The sequence below is a fragment of the Actinacidiphila glaucinigra genome, from assembly GCF_900188405.1.
Taxonomy (GTDB): Bacteria; Actinomycetota; Actinomycetes; order Streptomycetales; family Streptomycetaceae; genus Actinacidiphila; species Actinacidiphila glaucinigra.
Genome location: NZ_FZOF01000012.1, coordinates 135,189 through 154,281, shown reverse-complemented (window position 1 = coordinate 154,281; position 19,093 = coordinate 135,189). Strand labels below are relative to the sequence as shown.

General features: G+C 73.5%; 16 protein-coding genes. 11 read left to right on the top strand and 5 right to left on the bottom strand.

All coding sequences use genetic code 11. The annotated features are described in order from the left end of the window. Nucleotides 1-76: 76 nt before the first annotated feature. The 4 genes from CHF15_RS23920 to CHF15_RS23905 all read left to right on the top strand — a co-directional run bounded on the left by CHF15_RS23920 (nt 77) and on the right by CHF15_RS23905 (nt 4,665). Nucleotides 77-1,582, top strand: coding sequence for a PucR family transcriptional regulator (locus tag CHF15_RS23920; protein WP_089225916.1), 1,506 nt, complete (start codon nt 77-79; stop codon nt 1,580-1,582). Nucleotides 1,583-1,685: 103 nt separating this feature from the next. Then, entirely contained in the window at nt 1,686-2,495 is an 810-nt protein-coding gene (locus tag CHF15_RS23915; protein ID WP_089225915.1) for a phosphatase, read from the top strand. A gap of 326 nt (nt 2,496-2,821) precedes the next feature. Then, nucleotides 2,822-3,484, top strand: coding sequence for a response regulator (locus CHF15_RS23910; protein ID WP_089225914.1), 663 nt, complete (start codon nt 2,822-2,824; stop codon nt 3,482-3,484). After that, nucleotides 3,481-4,665 carry a sensor histidine kinase gene (locus CHF15_RS23905; RefSeq protein WP_089225913.1) on the top strand — a complete coding sequence of 395 codons (1,185 nt, stop codon included), beginning with the start codon at nt 3,481-3,483 and terminating at the stop codon, nt 4,663-4,665. Before CHF15_RS23910 ends, CHF15_RS23905 begins: the two co-directional genes overlap by 4 nt. A 28-nt stretch (nt 4,666-4,693) precedes the next feature. On the opposite strand, the gene CHF15_RS23900 is transcribed toward CHF15_RS23905, so the two are convergent. From CHF15_RS23900 to CHF15_RS23890, 3 genes are read right to left on the bottom strand one after another with little or no spacing between them, the layout of a single operon-like run. After that, nucleotides 4,694-5,575 (bottom strand): acyl-CoA thioesterase, encoded by an 882-nt coding sequence (locus CHF15_RS23900; protein WP_089225912.1) that lies wholly within the window; start codon nt 5,573-5,575, stop codon nt 4,694-4,696. A gap of 31 nt (nt 5,576-5,606) precedes the next feature. Further along, nucleotides 5,607-6,764, bottom strand: coding sequence for an acyl-CoA dehydrogenase family protein (locus CHF15_RS23895; RefSeq protein WP_089225911.1), 1,158 nt, complete (start codon nt 6,762-6,764; stop codon nt 5,607-5,609). 37 nt (nt 6,765-6,801) lie between these two features. Continuing rightward, nucleotides 6,802-7,425, bottom strand: coding sequence for an SACE_7040 family transcriptional regulator (locus CHF15_RS23890; protein ID WP_089225910.1), 624 nt, complete (start codon nt 7,423-7,425; stop codon nt 6,802-6,804). A 141-nt stretch (nt 7,426-7,566) separates the two neighbouring features. On the opposite strand from CHF15_RS23890, the gene CHF15_RS23885 reads away from it, so the two are divergent. From CHF15_RS23885 to glmS, 6 genes are all read left to right on the top strand, one after another. Further along, nucleotides 7,567-9,195, top strand: a complete 1,629-nt coding sequence (locus tag CHF15_RS23885) for a carboxyl transferase domain-containing protein (protein ID WP_089225909.1) — start codon at nt 7,567-7,569, stop codon at nt 9,193-9,195. Nucleotides 9,196-9,216: 21 nt separating this feature from the next. Further along, nucleotides 9,217-11,211 carry an acetyl/propionyl/methylcrotonyl-CoA carboxylase subunit alpha gene (locus CHF15_RS23880; RefSeq protein WP_089225908.1) on the top strand — a complete coding sequence of 665 codons (1,995 nt, stop codon included), beginning with the start codon at nt 9,217-9,219 and terminating at the stop codon, nt 11,209-11,211. Beyond that, nucleotides 11,208-12,164: a hydroxymethylglutaryl-CoA lyase gene (locus tag CHF15_RS23875; protein ID WP_089225907.1), complete on the top strand. Its 957-nt coding sequence runs from the start codon at nt 11,208-11,210 to the stop codon at nt 12,162-12,164. Before CHF15_RS23880 ends, CHF15_RS23875 begins: the two co-directional genes overlap by 4 nt. Before the next feature lie 8 nt (nt 12,165-12,172). Further along, a complete protein-coding gene (locus tag CHF15_RS23870; RefSeq protein WP_089225906.1) occupies nt 12,173-13,339 on the top strand; it encodes an acyl-CoA dehydrogenase family protein in 1,167 nt (388 codons plus the stop codon). Nucleotides 13,340-13,411: 72 nt separating this feature from the next. Beyond that, the gene (locus CHF15_RS23865; RefSeq protein ID WP_089225905.1) at nt 13,412-13,687 is read left to right on the top strand and encodes a hypothetical protein; all 276 of its coding nucleotides are present in this window, start codon (nt 13,412-13,414) and stop codon (nt 13,685-13,687) included. Nucleotides 13,688-13,730: 43 nt separating this feature from the next. Continuing rightward, nucleotides 13,731-15,545: a glutamine--fructose-6-phosphate transaminase (isomerizing) gene (gene glmS / locus CHF15_RS23860; protein ID WP_089225904.1), complete on the top strand. Its 1,815-nt coding sequence runs from the start codon at nt 13,731-13,733 to the stop codon at nt 15,543-15,545. 82 nt (nt 15,546-15,627) lie between these two features. Here the strand turns inward: glmS and CHF15_RS23855 are convergent, their stop codons facing one another. Together CHF15_RS23855 and CHF15_RS23850 are read right to left on the bottom strand one after the other, a co-directional pair. Then, entirely contained in the window at nt 15,628-16,224 is a 597-nt protein-coding gene (locus tag CHF15_RS23855; RefSeq protein ID WP_089225903.1) for an acetate uptake transporter, read from the bottom strand. A 107-nt stretch (nt 16,225-16,331) separates the two neighbouring features. Continuing rightward, complete coding sequence (locus CHF15_RS23850) at nt 16,332-16,853, bottom strand: universal stress protein (protein ID WP_018563952.1); 522 nt, start codon at nt 16,851-16,853, stop codon at nt 16,332-16,334. 840 nt (nt 16,854-17,693) lie between these two features. Between CHF15_RS23850 and CHF15_RS23845 the strand changes: the two genes are divergently transcribed. Continuing rightward, nucleotides 17,694-19,088 (top strand): helix-turn-helix domain-containing protein, encoded by a 1,395-nt coding sequence (locus CHF15_RS23845; protein WP_410169657.1) that lies wholly within the window; start codon nt 17,694-17,696, stop codon nt 19,086-19,088. Nucleotides 19,089-19,093: the final 5 nt, after the last annotated feature.

The window sequence follows — 19,093 nt, the reverse complement described above, 5'->3', positions numbered from 1 at the left end:
GACGATAGGTGGCCGGGAAGAGACGCTGAAGTGTACGTTTCCTCCATCGCCAGCGGCCCGGACGGAGGAAACGCACATGACTCCCCCGCGCCGGGACCCGGCGCCGGCCGTCCCGCCCACCCCGCCGATCCCCCTTGCCGCCCTGCTCGCCCTGCCCGACCTCGGGCTGCGCCAGGTCGCGGGACCGTCCGCTGCCGAGCGGGACGTCCGCGTCCAGTGGGTGCACACCAGCGAGATGGAGGACCCCTTCCCCTATCTGCTCGGCGGGGAGCTGCTGCTGACCGCGGGGGTGCACTTCGCGTCGGCGAAGGGCGCCGGCGCCTACCTGGACCGCTACGTGGCCCGCACCGTCGAGGCGGGGGCGTCGGCGCTCGGCTTCGGCCTCGCCCCGGTGCACGACGAGACTCCGGCGGCGCTGCTCGCCGCCTGCGACCGGCACGGCCTGCCGCTGGTGGAGGTGCCGCCGCGGACGCCCTTCACCGCCGTCGCGCGGGCGGTATGGCAGGCCATGGGCGAGGCCAGGGTCCGCGAGCTGCGGCACGTCACCGAGTCGCAGCAGGCCCTGGCCGCGGCCGCCGCGCGCCCCGATCCCGTCCCCTCGGTGCTGCGCAGGCTCGCCGGCCGTCTGGGCGCCTGGGCCGCGCTGATCGCCCCGGACGGCTCCGAGGTGTACGCGGCGGGCAGTGTCCCGGACCCCGGGGCGCGTGCGGCGGCGGTCCGGCTCGCCGGGGTGGTACGCCCGGCGCCGGACGCGCACGCGCCGTCGTCGGCGACCGACTCCCACGCGGGGACGCGCCTGTCGGCGTACGCCCTCGCCGGCGGAGCCCCGAGCGAGCGGCCGGCGCTCGTCCTGGTGACGGGCCGTCCCGATCCGGGCGACCACGCGGTCGCCAACGTCGCGGCCGTGCTGCTCTCCCTGCTCACCGGGCCGCACCTGGGCAGCGCGGAGGCGGGCCGTTCCGCGGCACTGGTCCGGCTGCTGCTGGGCGCGGCCCCGGAGGAGGCCGCCCCGCTGCTGGGACCCGGGTCCCGGTGGGCCGTCGTCCACGCCCGCAGACGCGGCGGCCCGGCCGGACCCCTGGCGGCCGCCGCCCTCGGCACGGCACTGGGCACCGCACTGATCGAGCCGGGCGACGCGGTCGTACGCCTGCTGCTGCCGGCCGGACGCGAGGTGACCGCCCAGCCGGGGTGGACCCTCGGGGTGAGCGGCCCCGTGGCGGTGGCCGCCCTCGTCACCGGGGACGGACAGGCCGCGGCCGCGCTGCGCCGGGCGATCGGCACCCGTGCGCCGCTGGTGGTCCACCGCGGAGCCGGTCCCGGCATGACCGGACTGGTCAGCCCGGACGACGCCCGGGCCAGGGCGGAGGACCTGCTGGCGCCGGTGACGGACTCGCCCGCCCTGGTGGAGACGCTGCGCACCTGGATCGGTCTGCACGGCAGCTGGGACCGTACGGCCGTCGCCCTGGAGGTGCACCGCAACACCGTGCGCCAGCGCATCGGGCGGGCGGCGGCCCTGCTGGGGGCGGACCTGGACGACCCGGACGTACGCATGGAGCTGTGGTTCGCGCTGCGCTGGCTGTGAACCCGTGCGCCCGGCGGTGGCAGGCTTCCTGACGCCCCGGCAGGAGGTAACGGACCGGCGTCGATCGCCGGCCCCCCGCACGCACGTCCGACAGCAGGCGACAATGGGGGTCATGCTGCCCCATGTCACCGCGCCGTCCCGCAAGGCCCTCGCCGACCACCTCGTACGCACGCGCATCGCGGGCGACGTCGCCACTCCCCGCGAGAACAACCGCTCGCACTACCGCAGACTCGCCGAGGGCGACCGCCACTACTGGTTCGGCCTGGAGTTCGGCGACCGCTGGACGGACGAGGAGGCGGTGCTGGCGGTCATGGCCGAGCGCTGCGGGGTCGTGGCCGACCCCGGCCACCTCCGCGGGCAGGACACCATCGACCCCGAGCTGACGATCAGCGCCCTGGACCGTGCCGCCCGAATGCTCTGCAAGGCCGTGGAGGGCGGGCAGCGGGTGCTGTTCGCCACCGGCCACCCCGGCGGCCTGCTGGACGTCCACCGGACCCTCGCGGCGGCCGCGGGGGCCGCCGGGGCCGAGGTCGTCGCGATCCCCGGCGGGCTGTCCACCGACGAGGGCGGCGTCTTCCAGTTCTGCGACGTGGCCATGCTGGAGCGCGGCGCCACGCTGTGGCACACCCACTCCCCCGGTCCGATGGCGGCGGTCCTGGACGGGCTGGCCGCGCAGGGCCGGCCGATGCCCGACCTGGTCGTCGCCGACCACGGCTGGGCGGGGTGCGCCGGACAGCGCGGCATCGACGCGATCGGCTTCGCCGACTGCAACGACCCGGCGCTCTTCCTCGCCGAGGCGGAGGGCACGGTCTCGGTGACCGTCCCGCTCGACGACCACGTCACCGACCCGCGCCACTACGACCCGATGACCGCCTACCTGCTGGAGGCGGCGGGCCTGACCGGCTCCGCGTGACAGCGGGGCCACGCCCCCGAGGAGGCGTGGCCCGCCGTTTCCCGACGGGCCGGGGCCTGCGCCCCCGCCCTTGGTCCACGGCATGAGAACCCCCGTTCCCCGTGGTTCCTCCGCGGGCCGCGTCGTCCCCCGCCGGCCCCCGTCGGCCCCCGGTCTCCCCCGTCGACCGACGGGCACGGCCGCCCGGGCATGCGACCCGGCGGTGCGCTCGTTACGATCGCCGTCGATTCCGCCGGTCCGGCGCCGCCGGAGGATCACCCCCGGGACGGACATCGCGGTCCACCCCCGGGTGGAGTGGAAGGCCGTCGGGAGAGAGGCGCGGGAGCGTGATACGGGTCGTAGTGGTCGACGACGAGACACTGGTGAGGACCGCCCTGCGGCGCATCCTGGAGTCCGCCGGCGACATCAGGGTGGTCGCGGACTGCGACAGCCGCGCGGCACTGGCCGCCGTCCGCGGGCACGCGCCCGACCTGGTGCTCCTGGACACGGTGATGCCCGAACCCGACGGGCTGACCGTGCTGCGCGCCGTACGGGCGCTGCCCGATCCGCCGGCCGTCGCGATGCTCACCGGATTCGACACCAGCGCCCACATCACCGCCGCCATGCGCGCGGGCGCGACCGGTTTCCTGCTCAAGGACACGGCGGTCGCCACCCTCATCGACGCCGTCCGGGTGCTCGCCTCCGGCGGGACGGTCTTCACGCCCACCGTCAGCCGCGCCGTGGTCGACGGATACCTGGGGACGGCCGACGCCCGGGAGACGGACCCCGCCGGTACGGCCCTGGACCGGCTGACCGGACGGGAGCGGGAGGTGCTGCTGCTGGTCGCCGGGGGCCTGTCGAACCTGGAGATCGCCGAGCGGCTCTACATCACCGTGGCCACGGTGAAGGACCACGTCCGCGCCCTGCTGCGCAAACTCGACGCGCCGAACCGGGTGTCGCTGGCGATCACGGCACACCGGGCCGGGCTCTCGCCGGGGAGCGCCGCGTGAGACTCCGCCGGGCCGCCGTCGACGGGGGCCTGGTCGCCGTCGCGGCGGCCGAGGCCTGGGCCACCCGTTCCCTGGGCGGTCCCCTCGCGCTGACGGCGGCGTACGCGGCGGCCGGCGCCCTCGCGCTGCGCCGCCGGCTGCCGCTGACGGTGCTGCTGGCCACCCTGCCCGCCCTGTCGCTGGGCTACGTGTGGCTGGCCCCCATGGCGGCGCTGTACACGATCGCCGCCGACGGGGGCGCCCCGACCGTCGCGTGCGCCCGGCGGCTGCTGCGGCGGGGGACGGTGCCGCTCCCGGGCCGGAGGGGGATCACGCCGCCCACGGCGGTGACGTGGGGCGGCGCGGCGGCCGTCGCCTTTGTGTCGTTCTTCCCCTGGCCGTGGATCGGGGAGGTCGACTGGGCCCCCGCGGCGACCTTGCTGGCGGTGCTGCTGTCGGCACTGCTGGCCGTGGCCCCGACCGCGCTCGGGCTGCTCACCGCGTCGCGCCGGGAGCTTGCCGCGCGGCTCGCCGAGCTCGCCGAGAGCCGGGAGCGGGAACGGCGGCTGGCCGCGGAGCGGGCGGTGGAACGCGAGCGCACCCGGCTCGCGCGGGAGATGCACGACACCGTGGCCCACCACATCAGCCTGATCGCCGTGCAGTCCGGCGCGCTGGAGGCGACCGCCCGGGGCGACGAGGCCCGGGCCGCGGCAGGAACCGTGCGGCAGCTCAGCCGTGAGGCGCTGGACGAACTGCGGCACATGGTGGGGCTGCTGCGGATGCCGGTGGCGGGAGGCGGCCAGGACGCAGGCCCGGGGCTCGCGGAGCTGGCCACGCTGCTCGCCGCGGCCGGGCCGGAGGTGCACGGAGACCTGCCCGCCCCGGGCCGTGCCGGATGCCCGCCGCCGGTGCAGCACGCGGCGTACCGCACCGTGCAGGAGGCCCTGACCAACGTGCGCAAGCACGCCCCCGGGGCGCGGACCGAGGTGACGGTGCGGCTCGCCGCCGACGCCCTGCACGTCGCGGTGCGCAACGCGCCGGGCGGCGAGGAGGGCCGGGGCCCGGCGCTGCCGTCCGGCGGGCACGGCCTGACCGGGCTGCGCGAACGCGCCGCCGCGCTGGGCGGCACCCTGGACGCGGGCCCCGAGCCGGACGGCGGCTTCCTGGTGCGGGCGACACTGCCGCTGGACGCCTGCCGGTGACGGCCGCGACGACCTGCGACCCGGTGGATCAGTCCCGCGGTACGCGGACCACGCCCTCCTGGATGACGGAGACGGCGAGCCGCCCGTCCTGGGTGTAGATGCGCGCGGTGCCGAGCCCGCGCCCTCCGGAGGCGGAGGGGCTCTGCTGGTCGTACAGCAGCCACTCGTCGGCGCGGAACGGCCGGTGGAACCACATGGCGTGGTCCAGGCTGGCACCGACCACGTCGCCGACCGCCCAGCCGCCGCGTCCGTGGGCCAGCAGCACGGAGTCCAGCAGCGTCATGTCCGACACATAGGTGGCGAGGCAGACGTGGAGCAGCGGGTCGTCGGCGAGCTTGCCGTTGGTGCGGAACCACACCTGGGAGCGGGGCTCACGCGGCCCGGCCCCGGCGGCGAGGAACGGCGGGGCGTCGGCGTAGCGCAGGTCGACGGCGGCCCTGGCCTCCAGGAGGCGGTCCACGACCGAGGGGTCGGGGAACCGGTCCCGGTGCGGGAGCAGCAGCTCCTCCCCGGTGGGCAGGGACTCCGGGTCCGGCGCCGGCGGCATCGGCTCCTGGTGCTCCAGCCCGTCCTCGTACGTCTGGAAGGACGCGGAGAGGTGGAAGATCGGCTGTCCGTGCTGCACCGCGACCACCCGGCGGGTGGTGAAGGAGCGGCCGTCACGGATGCGGTCGACCTGGTAGACGATCGGCGCGCCCGGGTCCCCCATGCGCAGGAAATAGGCGTGCAGGGAGTGGGCGTCGCGTCCTTCGGGGACCGTGCGCCCCGCCGCGACCAGCGCCTGTGCGGCGACCTGGCCCCCGAAGACGCGGGGGACGACGGCGGGGCGGCTGGCGCCGCGGAAGATGTCCTGCTCGATCCGCTCCAGGTCGAGCAGATCGAGCAGGGACTGCAGTGCGTGGTGGGTCACGTGCGTCTCTCGGGGTCGGCGTACCGTCCGGTCACAGCCCCATCGACTTGGCGATGATCGACTTCATGACCTCGCTGGTGCCGCCGTAGATACGGTGCACGCGGTTGTCCGCGTACAGGCGGGCGATCGGGTACTCCAGCATGTAGCCGTAGCCGCCGTGCAGCTGGAGGCAGCGGTCGATGACCTTGGCCGCGGTCTCGGTGCAAAACAGCTTGGCGCGCGCGGCGTCGGCGGCGGTGAAGTCGCCGTGCTCGTGGGCCTCCAGGCCGCGGTCGACGACGGCCTGCATGGCGTCGACGTCGGAGGCGCACTCGGCGAGCACGAACTTGGTGTTCTGGAACTCGGCGACGCTCTTGCCGAAGACCTTGCGGTCGCGCACGTACTGGGTGGCGAAGCGGACGGCGGCGTCGGCCTGGGCGTAGGAGCCGACCGCGATCGCGAGGCGCTCGACCGGCAGGTTGTGGGCCAGGTAGGAGAAGGCCCTGCCCTCCTCGCCGAGCAGGTCCTCGACGGGGACCTTGACGTCGCTGAACGACAGCTCCGCGGTGTCGGAGGTGCGCAGGCCGATCTTCTCCAGCTTGCGGCCGACGGCGTAGCCCTCGCTCGTGGTGTCGACCACGAGGATCGACAGGCCGCGGCGGCGGTCCTCCGGGGTGGCGGGCGAGGTGCGGCAGACGACCAGCACGCGGTCGGCGACCACGCCGCCGGTGATGAAGGTCTTGGCGCCGTTGAGGACGTAGTGGGTGCCGTCCTCGGAGAGCCTGGCGGTGGTGGTCATGCCGGCCAGGTCCGAGCCGGTGCCGGGCTCGGTCATGGCGATGGCGGTCATCATGTCGCCGCTGATGAAGTCGGGCAGCCAGCGCTTCTTCTGCTCGTCGCTTGCGAACTCGAGGAGGTACGGGAGCACCAGGCCGGTGTGCACGCCGCTGCTGCCGAAGCTGACGCCGGCGCGGGCGCACTCCTCGGTCACCACGGCGCTGAACTTCCAGCCCGTGATGCCGGCGCCGCCGTACTCCTCGGGCACCTCGATGCCGAAGATGCCCAGCTCGCCCAGGCGCCGGTAGAAGTCGCGGGGCGGGTACCCGGCCTCCTCCCACTCGGGGTAGACGGGCACGACCTCGTTGGCGATGAAGTCCCGGATCGTCTCCCGGAAGGCCTCGTGGTCCTCGTTGAATACCGTGCGACGCACTTGGCGCCTCCTCTGCACCCGAGCGATAAGCAAGCGCTCAGTAAGTTACTTCCCGGTTGTGCGCGCTGTCCAGAGCGGCGAAGGCGCCCAGGGCCAGCCGGTGCAGCAGCACGGCGGTCGCCGAACGGCCGGGCAGCCCCCCGTGCGGGCCGAGGTGCGGGGTGGAGTTGAGCAGGCCGAAGACGGCGTGCACGGCCGCGCGGACCTCGGACTCGGCCGCCCCGGGATGGACCTCGCGGACGACCGCGACCCACTGCTCGACGTACTGGCGCTGCAGCTGGCGCACGAGCTTGCGGTCGGAGTCGCGGAGCCGGTCCAGCTCGCGGTCGTGCAGGATGATCAGCGCCCGGTCGTCGAGGGCGAAGTCGATGTGCCCGCGGACCAGGGCGTCCAGCGCCGCGGCCGCGCCGTCGGCCTCGGCGACGCGCATGCGGCCCGCCGAGTGCAGCCGGCCGCTGATCCCGACGAGCAGCTCGGCGAGCATCGCGTCCTTGCCCGCGAAGTGCCGGTACAGCCCCGGGCCGCTGATGCCGACCGCCGCCCCTATCTCGTCCACGCCGACCCCGTGGAACCCGCGCTCGGCGAAGAGCCGCGCGGCCTCCCTCAGGATCTGGTCGCGCCTGCCGCCGGCCGTCCTGGCTGCCGTCCTCGTGGGCTCCACACCGCACCTTTCCGCGAGGCGTCCGGCCTGTGGACGCCCCCCGCGATCTCATCGTCCTACCATTCTAGACAGCCGTGTTAACGACCGCTAACGTGGTCGACAACACGTTAACGACCGCTAACTCCTCCGGGGGCCCGTGACATGGAAGCACCCGTCCTCGCCAGCGCCGCGGATCCGGCGGGCGAGGCCTACCGCGCCAACGAGAAGGCGCACGCCGAGCTGTCCGCGCGGCTGCGCGAGAAGCTCGCCGCGGCCGCCCTCGGCGGCGGCGAGAAGGCCCGCGCCCGGCACACCGCGCGCGGCAAGCTGCTCCCCCGCGACCGGGTGGACGGGCTGCTCGACCCCGGATCCCCCTTCCTGGAGCTCGCCCCGCTTGCCGCCGACGGCATGTACGACGGCCAGGCCCCGGCCGCCGGTGTCGTCGCCGGGATCGGCCGGGTCTCCGGCCGCGAGGTCGTGATCGTCGCCAACGACGCCACCGTCAAGGGCGGCACGTACTACCCGATGACGGTCAAGAAGCACCTGCGCGCCCAGGAGATCGCCCTGGAAAACCGGCTGCCGTGCGTCTACCTGGTCGACTCCGGCGGCGCCTTCCTGCCGAAGCAGGACGAGGTCTTCCCCGACCGCGACCACTTCGGGCGGATCTTCTTCAACCAGGCCACCATGTCCGCGCGCGGCATCCCGCAGATCGCCGCCGTCCTCGGCTCCTGCACGGCGGGCGGCGCCTACGTCCCGGCGATGAGCGACGAGGCGGTGATCGTCCGCGGCCAGGGCACGATCTTCCTCGGCGGCCCGCCGCTGGTGAAGGCCGCCACCGGCGAGGTGGTCACCGCGGAGGAGCTCGGCGGCGGCGAGGTGCACTCCCGCACCTCCGGCGTCACCGACCACCTCGCCGAGGACGACGCCCACGCGCTGCGCATCGTGCGGAACATCGTGGCGACCCTGCCCGCCCGCGGCGAACTGCCGTGGACGGTCGGACCCGTCGAGGAGCCCGTCGTCGACCCGGCCGGGCTCTACGGCGCGGTCCCGGTGGACTCGCGCACCCCCTACGACGTCCGCGAGGTGATCGCCCGCCTCGTCGACGGCAGCCGCTTCGCGGAGTTCAAGGCCGAGTACGGCACGACGCTGGTCACCGGCTTCGCCCGGATCCACGGCCATCCGGTGGGGATCGTCGCCAACAACGGCATCCTGTTCTCCGAATCGGCCCAGAAGGGCGCCCACTTCATCGAGTTGTGCGACCAGCGGGGCATCCCGCTGCTCTTCCTGCAGAACATCTCGGGCTTCATGGTGGGCCGTCAGTACGAGGCGGGCGGCATCGCCAAGCACGGCGCCAAGATGGTCACCGCCGTCGCCACGACCCGGGTGCCCAAGCTGACCGTGGTCATCGGCGGCTCCTACGGCGCGGGCAACTACTCGATGTGCGGCCGCGCCTATTCACCGCGCTTCCTGTGGATGTGGCCCAACGCCAAGATCTCCGTCATGGGCGGCGAGCAGGCCGCCTCCGTGCTGGCCACCGTCAAGCGCGACCAGATCGAGGGCGCCGGCGACACCTGGGCGGCGGAGGACGAGGAGGGCTTCAAGGCCCCCATCCGCGCCCAGTACGAGGAGCAGGGCAACGCCTACTACGCGACGGCCCGGCTGTGGGACGACGGGGTCATCGACCCCCTGCAGACCCGTCAGGTGCTCGGGCTGGCCCTGACCGCCTGCGCCAACGCGCCGATTCCGCAACGCGATCCGCAGGCGCCGGGCTTCGGCGTCTTCCGGATGTAGGGGAGCACTGTGATGTCAGCGATGTTCGACACCGTCCTGGTGGCCAACCGCGGCGAGATCGCCGTCCGCGTCATCCGCACCCTGCGGCGGCTCGGGGTCCGTTCCGTGGCCGTCTTCAGCGACGCCGACGCCGGCGCCCGCCATGTGCGCGAGGCCGACACCGCCGTGCGCATCGGCCCCGCGGCCGCCACCGAGAGCTATCTGTCGATCGAGCGGCTGCTGGAGGCCGCCGCCCGCACCGGCGCCCGGGCCGTCCACCCCGGCTACGGGTTCCTCGCCGAGAACGCCGCCTTCGCCCGCGCCTGCGCGGACGCGGGGCTCGCCTTCATCGGGCCGCCCGCCCGGGCCATCGAGCTCATGGGCGACAAGATCCGCGCCAAGGAGACGGTCCGCGAGGCCGGGGTCCCGGTGGTGCCGGGCAGCAGCGGCAGCGGCCTCACCGACGGGCAGTTGACGGCCGCCGCCCTGGAGATCGGCACCCCGGTGCTGCTGAAGCCGTCGGCGGGCGGCGGCGGCAAGGGCATGCGCCTGGTGCGCGACACGGCTCTGCTCGCCGAGGAGATCGCCGCCGCCCGCCGCGAGGCGCGCGGCTCCTTCGGGGACGACACCCTGCTGGTGGAACGGTGGATCGACCGTCCCCGGCACATCGAGATCCAGGTGCTGGCCGACGGCCACGGCAACGTGGTGCACCTCGGCGAGCGCGAGTGCTCGCTGCAGCGCCGCCACCAGAAGGTGATCGAGGAGGCCCCCTCGGTCCTGCTGGACGAGGCGACCCGGGCCGCCATGGGCGCCGCCGCCGTGCAGGCCGCGCTGTCCTGCGGCTACGTCGGCGCGGGCACGGTGGAGTTCATCGTCCCGGGCGCCGATCCGTCCGCCTACTGCTTCATGGAGATGAACACCCGCCTCCAGGTCGAGCACCCCGTCACCGAACTGGTCACCGGGCTGGACCTGGTGGAGTGGCAGTTGCGGATCGCCGCGGGCGAGCGGCTGTCGTTCGGGCAGGAGGAGGTCGCCCTGACCGGGCACGCCGTCGAGGCCCGGATCTGCGCCGAGGTGCCCTCGCGGAACTTCCTGCCGTCGGCGGGCACCGTGCTGGCGCTGGACGAACCGGCCGGCGAGGGCGTGCGCGTCGACTCCGGGCTCAGCGCCGGCAGTGAGATCGGCACGTCCTACGACCCCATGCTCGCCAAGGTCATCGCGTACGGCCCCGACCGCCCGACGGCGCTGCGCCGGCTGCGGGCGGCCCTCGCCGGGACGACCGTGCTGGGCCTGGAGACCAACACCGGTTTCCTGCGCCGCCTCCTGGCCCACCCCGACGTCGTCTCCGGCGAGATGGACACCGGACTGATCGACCGGGAGCTGGCGGGCCTGGTGCCCTCCGAGGTGCCCGCCGAGGTGTACGCCGCGGCCGCGCTGCTGCGCCAGGCCGCCCTGGAGCCGGCGGCCGGCGGCTGGACCGACCCCTTCTCCGTGCCGAGCGGCTGGCGGCTCGGCGGGGAGCCCGCCTGGACCGACCACTGGCTGCGCGTCTCCGGTGCCGACGCCGTACGGGTACGCACGCGCGGCCCCGCGGACGACGCCGAGGTCCGCGTCGGCGACGGCGCACCGCTGCGGGCCCGGCTGCTGCCGGAGACCGGGCAGCGGATCACCGTCGAGTGGGACGGCGTCACGCACGCCTTCGACCACGCCGGCGACTGGCTCGGCAGGGACGGCGACGGCTGGCACCTGCAGCCGTACGACCCGGTAGAGGCCGCGCTGCGCGGCGGAGCCGGCGCGGGCGGGGTGGACACCCTGGCCGCGCCCATGCCGGGCACGGTGACCGTGGTCAAGGTCGCCAAGGGCGACGAGGTCACCGCGGGCCAGAGCCTGCTGGTGGTGGAGGCGATGAAGATGGAGCACGTCATCACGGCCCCGCACGACGGCACCGTCACCGAGATCGACGTGACCCCGGGCAGCACGGTCGCCATGGACCAGGTGCTGGCCGTCGTCACCCCGCACCAGGGGGAGGCGGAATGACGGCCGTCGAGCGAACCCCCGGGCTGCCCATGTCCGTGCCCCTGGACGGGCTGCCGCAGCGGGTGCGCATCCACGAGGTCGGCGCACGCGACGGGCTGCAGAACGAGAAGGCCACGGTGCCCACCGAGGTCAAGGCGGAGTTCGTGCACCGCCTGGCGGACGCCGGGCTGACCACCGTCGAGGCCACCAGTTTCGTGCGCCCCGAGTGGGTGCCCCAGCTCGCCGACGCCGAGCAGCTGATGCCGCTGCTGGACGACCTGGGCGACGGGGTCCTGCTGCCCGTGCTGGTGCCCAACCGCCGCGGGCTGGAGCGGGCGCTGGCCCTGGGGGTGCGCGAGGTCGCCGTCTTCGGCAGCGCGACCGAGTCCTTCGCGAAGGCCAACCTCAACCGCACGGTCGAGGAGTCCCTGGAGATGTTCGCGCCGGTCGTCACCGCCGCCAAGGAGGCGGGGGCGAGGGTGCGCGGCTATCTGTCGATGTGCTTCGGCGACCCCTGGGAGGGCGCGGTGCCCGTCCCGCAGGTCGCCGCGGTGGCCCGCCGGCTGTACGACCTGGGCTGCGACGAGCTCAGCCTCGGCGACACCATCGGCGTCGCCACCCCCGGCCACGTCGTGGCGCTGCTGGACGCCCTCGCCGGCCTGGACGTGCCCGTCGAGCGGCTCGCCGTCCACTTCCACGACACCTACGGCCAGGCGCTGTCCAACACCCTGGCCGCCCTCCGGCACGGCGTGACCGTCGTCGACGCCTCCGCCGGCGGCCTCGGCGGCTGCCCCTACGCCAAGAGCGCCACCGGGAACCTCGCCACCGAGGACCTGGTCTGGATGCTCGACGGCCTCGGCGTCGAGACCGGGGTCGACCTCAGCCGCCTCACCGCCACCAGCGTGTGGATGGCGGAGCAATTGGGCCGACCGAGCCCGTCCCGTACCGTCCGCGCCCTCTCCCACCAGGAGTGACCACAGCCATGACGACCGCCCACCGGCTCCCCGCCGAGTACGAGGAACTCCGCCGCACGGTGGAGGAGTTCGCGCACGACGTCGTCGCGCCGAAGATCGGCGAGTTCTACGAGCACGACGAGTTCCCCTACGAGATCATCCGCGAGATGGGCCGCATGGGCCTGTTCGGGCTGCCCTTCCCCGAGGAGTACGGCGGCATGGGCGGCGACTACTTCGCCCTGTGCATCGCCCTGGAGGAGCTCGCCCGGGTGGACTCCTCCGTGGCGATCACCCTGGAGGCGGGGGTCTCGCTCGGCGCCATGCCCGTCTTCCGCTTCGGCACCGAGGAGCAGAAGCGCGCCTGGCTGCCGCAGCTGACCTCGGGCGAGCAGCTGGGCGCCTTCGGGCTGACCGAGCCGGACTGCGGCTCCGACGCCGGCGGCACCCGCACCACGGCCCGTCTGGACGAGGCGACGAACGAGTGGGTGATCAACGGCACCAAGAGCTTCATCACCAACTCGGGCACCGACATCACCGCGCTGGTCACGGTCACGGCCGTCACCGGCCGGAAGGAGGACGGCCGCCCGGAGATCTCCTCGATCATCGTGCCGTCCGGCACCCCGGGCTTCACGGTCTCGAAGAAGTACAGCAAGGTCGGCTGGAACGCCTCCGACACCCGGGAGCTGTCCTTCTCCGACTGCCGTGTGCCGGCCGCCAACCTCCTCGGTGAGCAGGGCCGGGGCTACGCACAGTTCCTGCGCATCCTGGACGAGGGCCGGATCGCCATCGCGGCGCTGGCCACCGGGCTGGCGCAGGGCTGCGTGGACGAGTCGGTCGCCTACGCCAAGGAGCGCACGGCCTTCGGCCGCCCGATCGGCGGCAACCAGGCGATCGCCTTCAAGCTCGCCGACATGGAGATGCGCGCCCACACCGCCCGGCTGGCCTGGCGGGACGCGGCGTCCCGGCTGGTCGCCGGCGAGCCCTTCAAGAAGGAGGCGGCGATGGCCAAGCTCTACTCCTCGGAGATCGCGGTCACCAACGCCCGCGAGGCCACCCAGGTGCACGGCGGCTACGGCTTCATGAACGAGTACCCGGTCGCCCGCATGTGGCGGGATTCCAAGATCCTGGAGATCGGCGAGGGCACCAGTGAGGTGCAGCGCATGCTGATCGCGCGCGAGCTCGGCCTTCCGGCGTAGTTTCGGCACCCCCCTGCCCGAAATCGGGCAGAAATCTTGCGATCAGCCTCCTCCGTCCCTCAGTATCGACCGGTGCTCGAACGCCAGACGACCCATGACGATCTCGTCGACCACCTGGTGCGGACCACGCCGCTGCAACGCGGTGAGGCCGCCCGGGTGGTCCTCGACGTCCTGGCGTACTTCGACGAGACAGCCGAGGACTTCGTACGGCGCCGCCACCGCGAGCTGCAGGCCAAGGGTCTGCAGAACGCGGAGATCTTCGAACGGATCACGGCCGAGCTGCCGCACCGGGCGGTCACCCCGCCCGCGTACTCACTGCGGCAGCTGCGCCGCATCGTCTACGGCTGACAGCGAGACCGGGCCGCCTCGAGCGACCGGGAGGGACGGAAACATGTGTGGAATCGTCGGCTACATCGGGAAGCGTGATGTCGCCCCGCTGCTGCTGGAGGGCCTGCAGCGACTGGAGTACCGCGGCTACGACTCCGCGGGCATCGTCATCGCCGGCAAGTCCGGCGGGCTCAAGGCCGTCAAGGCCAAGGGCCGGGTCCGCGAGCTGGAGGCTCGGGTCCCCAAGCGCTTCGCCGGTACCACCGGCATAGCCCACACCCGCTGGGCCACCCACGGCGCCCCCAGCGACGAGAACGCGCACCCGCACCTCGACACCGAGGGCAAGGTCGCCGTCGTCCACAACGGCATCGTCGACAACGCCTCCGAGCTGCGCGCCAAGCTGGAGGCCGACGGCGTGGTCTTCGCCTCCGAGACCGACTCCGAGGTCATCACCCACCTCATCGCCCGCTCCCAGGCCGTCTCCCTGGAGGAGAAGGTCCGTGAGGCGCTGAAGATCGTCGAGGGCACGTACGGCATCGCCGTCATGCACGCCGACTTCCCCGACCGGATCGTCGCGGCCCGCAACGGCTCGCCGGTGGTCCTCGGCATCGGTGAGAAGGAGATGTTCGTCGCCTCCGACGTCGCCGCGCTGATCTCGCACACCCGCCAGGTCGTCACCCTCGACGACGGCGAGATGGCCACCCTGAAGGCCGACGACTTCCGCACGTACACGACCTCGGGCACCCGCACCACCGCCACCCCCGAGACCGTGGAGTGGGAGGCCGCCTCCTACGACATGGGCGGCCACGACACGTACATGCACAAGGAGATCTGCGAGCAGCCCGAGGCGGTCGACCGCGTGCTGCGCGGCCGGATCGACGACAAGTTCTCCACCGTGCACCTGGGCGGCCTGAACCTCGACGCCCGCGAGGCCCGCGGCATCCGCCGCGTGAAGATCCTCGGCTGCGGGACCTCCTACCACGCCGGGATGATCGGCGCCTCGCTGATCGAGGGCCTGGCCCGTATCCCGGCCGACTCGGAGCCCGCCTCCGAGTTCCGCTACCGCAACCCGGTCGTGGACCCCGACACCCTCTACATCGCCGTCTCGCAGTCCGGGGAGACGTACGACGTGCTCGCGGCGGTGCAGGAGCTCAAGCGCAAGGGCGCCCGCGTCCTCGGCGTGGTGAACGTGGTGGGTTCCGCGATCGCCCGGGAGACCGACGGCGGCGTCTACGTGCACGCCGGCCCGGAGGTCTGCGTCGTCTCCACCAAGTGCTTCACCAACACCGTCGTCGCCTTCGCGCTGCTCGCCCTGCACCTGGGCCGCATCCGCGACCTGTCGGTGGCCGACGGCAAGCGGATCATCGAGGGCCTGCGTGCGCTGCCCGAGCAGATCCAGGAGATCCTCACGCAGGAGGAGGACATCAAGAAGCTGGCCGCCGACTACGCGGAGGCCAAGTCGATGATGTTCATCGGCCGGGTGCGCGGCTACCCGGTCGCGCTGGAGGCGTCCCTGAAGCTGAAGGAGATCTCCTACATCCACGCCGAGGCGTACCCGGCCTCCGAGCTCAAGCACGGCCCGCTGGCCCTGATCGAGCCCGCGATGCCCACGGTCGCGATCGTCCCGGACGACTCGCTGCTGGAGAAGAACCGCGCCGCGATGGAGGAGATCAAGGCCCGCAGCGGCCGGATCCTGGCGGTCGCGCACCGGGAGCAGGAGAAGGCGGACCACACGATCCTCGTCCCGAAGAACGAGGACGAGCTCGACCCGATCCTGATGGGCATCCCGCTCCAGCTGCTGGCCTACCACACGGCGCTGGCGCTGGGCCGGGACATCGACAAGCCGCGCAACCTGGCGAAGTCCGTCACCGTCGAGTAGCCCCGCCGGGGACCCGCGGGCCGACGACGAGGCCCCCCGCGCCCGAAGGCGCGGGGGGCCTCGCTGCCGTGTTCCCCGTCGGTCAGGCCGCGTGCCCGCGGTGCGGCACGGACAGCCGCCAGCCGTCGGCGAGGGCGCGCCGGCCCCATGCGGCATTGGTGAGCAGTGCGGTCCCGCCGTACCAGGCCACCGCGCCGGCCGCGAGGCCGACCCAGCCGCCCACCTTGCCGAGGCCGCCGTTGGAGGCGAGTACCGCGACACCGGACAGGGCCGTGGACACGGTCAGCAGCCCGAAGACGGCCTGCGCCACGCCGCCCATCTGCCAGGCGGCCATCGTCAGGCTGAGCGCCAGCAGCGCCCACAGGAGCAGGAAGAGCCCGGCGGCCTCCTTGCTCGTGCCCGCACCGGACCCCGCCGACCAGGTCACCCAGAAGGCGCCCAGTGAGGCGAAGGCGGTGCCGGTGAAGCCGTTGCCGCCGTAGAACTCCCACATGCCGGCGACGAATTGCGTGACGCCGCCGACGACCAGCGCGAGCCGGGCGGCGTCCGCCGCCGCGGTGCCGTCGAATACGCCGGTGCTGAGCAGCCCGTAGGCGATCAGCGTCAGGCCGAGTGTCAGATATCCCAGAGCCGTTGCGCCGGCTCCTGCCGTGCGTGCCGTGGAGACGTCGTTGTCCACCGCGGGCCCCCTTCGGGTACGAGGGAAGAAACTGCAGATGAGATACCCTTCACAAGGGCACAAGCAATCCCGTGGAGGCCGGATTCACGGCGTCGTGCACCGAATCGTTATGGAATGACCACGACAGGCCGCTGGGCGCGGCGGGCGAGGCGCCCGGCGACCGACCCGAAGATCTTGCCGATGATCCCGTGCGTCCCGCCCACCACGATGGCGTCGGCCTCGTACTCCCGGCCGACCTCCTCCAGCTCGTGGCAGATGTCGCCACCGCGCTCGACCAGGATCCACGGCACTTCCGACAGGTGGTCGGCGCAGGCGAGTTCCAGGCCGAGCACCTCGGTCCGGTGGTCGGGGACGTCGACGAAGACGGGCGGCTCGCAGCCCGCCCACACGGTCGCCGGCAGCCGGTTCGCGACGTGCACGATGATCAGTGCGGAACCGGAACGGCGTGCCATGCCGATGGCGTAGGACAGGGCCCGTTCACTCGACACGGAGCCGTCGAAACCGACGACCACGCCGTGCCGGAAGGCGGGATCACAGGAAGTGCGCGCCTCGCAGTCCGCCTCCGGCACCGCCGCCGGTTCGGCGAGCGGCTTTCCGTCGGCGGGCTCGGGGAGCTCGTAACCGGCCATGATGCGGTTTCTCGGCAAGGTCGGCGCCGGGGGCGCCGAGTGGGCGGACAACAACAGTGCGGGGGCCGCGGGACCGGCCTGATTTCGACCGGTAAGGGGCTGCCCTTCCCGCTGACTCCAGAGTACGGCGAGTGCGGGCCCCTGCACAGATGCGCAGGCGCTCTCACAGCGTCCCCCTACCCCGGAGTTTCCAGGAGAATGCCGGAGCCGGCGGCCGAGCGCAACGCCCCGTCGCCAATCGGACAAGTCACCCCGCGCCCGGCCCACTCCCGCTGTCCGCCTCCGGCCATATCCGGAATCGTCCTCCCGGCCGCACGGGGCAACGGGGGCGCACTCGCTCCCCGGCCACCCAGGGGGCGTACGACGGAGCGCTGACCAGGGGTGCGTACCATACTTCCCATCATTTTCGGCCAACTTCCCCTTGTGCGGCGGGACTTGGGATCATGTCCCACAACCCCCGCCGCCACCAGGGTGGAAGCGGAATGAGGGGGCGCACGGACGCTGTGCGCCGGTTCCACTCCCGGAAGGCACACTTCACGAAGGGAACGCTTCGTGATCGAATGCTTCACGCCACGTGGTCATGTCGACATACCGGCAGGTGGTGAACTTGCCACTGCGGGTACAGCGGAACGAGTAGATTCGATCTTGAGCGACAACGGCGGGGGACCCGTGCAGGACCGAGAGGACCAGACGACCGAGGGGGGCTTGAGCTCCATGACACAGGAGTCCAGGACCGGCACCATGGCGGAGATCCAGTCGGCCGCCGGCATGTCCACCGCACCGTCCGCACCGACGGGGACGCCGGCCGTCCCGCACATCCCGGGAGCGTCCGGCGCCCCGGTGAGCACCTCCGTTCCGTCAGGCCCGGCCGCCACCGCCCAGCAGGCCCGCGGGCCGCGCAAGTTGTCGGCGCGACGCCGTCAGGAGGTCGTCGCCGTACTGCTGTTCAGCGGCGGCCCCATCTTCGAGAGCTCCATCCCGCTCTCCGTGTTCGGCATCGACCGCCAGGACGCGGGCGTGCCGCGCTACCGGCTGCTGGTCTGCGCCGGCGAGGACGGCCCGCTGCGCACCACCGGCGGGCTGGAGTTGTCCGCCCCGTACGGGCTGGAGGCGCTGTCGCGGGCCGGCACGGTCGTCGTCCCCGCCTGGCGCTCGATCTCCCAGCCGCCGCCCGCCGAGGCGCTGGACGCGCTGCGCCGCGCCCACGAGGAGGGCGCCCGCATCATCGGGCTGTGCACCGGCGCCTTCGTGCTCGCCGCCGCGGGGCTGCTGGACGGCCGCCCCGCCACCACGCACTGGATGTACGCGCCGACGCTCGCCAAGCGCTACCCGTCCGTCCACGTCGACCCGCGCGAGCTGTTCGTCGACGACGGCGACGTCCTCACCAGCGCCGGCACCGCCGCCGGCATCGACCTGTGCCTGCACGTCGTACGGAGCGACCACGGCGGCGAGGCCGCCAACGCGCTCGCCCGCCGGCTGGTCGTGCCGCCGCGGCGCGGCGACTGGGGCGGCCAGCCACGGCACCTCGACCGTTCTTTACCCGAGGAGATCGGCGGCGATCCGCTCGCCGAGGTCGTCGCCTGGGCGCTGGAGCACCTGCACGAGCAGTTCGACGTGGAGACCCTCGCCGCCCGCGCCTACATGAGCCGCCGCACCTTCGACCGCCGTTTCCGCACGCTGACCGGCAGCGCGCCCCTGCAGTGGCTGATCACCCAGCGCGTCCTGCAGGCCCAGCGGCTGCTGGAGACCTCCGACTACTCGGTGGACGAGGTCGCCGCGCGCTGCGGCTTCCGCTCCCCCGTCGCGCTGCGCGGTCACTTCCGCCGCCAGCTCGGCTCCTCCCCCGCCTCGTACCGCGCCGCCTACCGGGCCCGGCGCCCGCAGGACGAGCCGGACCCCAACGCGCTCGCCGCCGCCCGGGAAGCGCGCGGCGCCGAGGCGGGCGGCGGCCCCGTCCCGGTCCCGCGCCGGGGCCCCGCACCCACCGCGGACCGCGGTCACGGCGGGGTGCTGCAGCTCCCCGGCCAGTCCGGCGCACCTGCGGGTGCGGGAGCGGCTTCGCTCAAGACCGACGGCGAACCGCCCTACGCGGCGCGCATCCCGGAGCAGGCGGGCAGCCGTTTCGACCCCCGTGAACCGCACGGTTCCCGGCGTCCGCGGGGTGAGCGGGACGGCCGTGACGGGCGCAGCCGCAGCGCGACTATGCCTGCTCCACGGGATCGCCCCGTAGGGTGAGACGT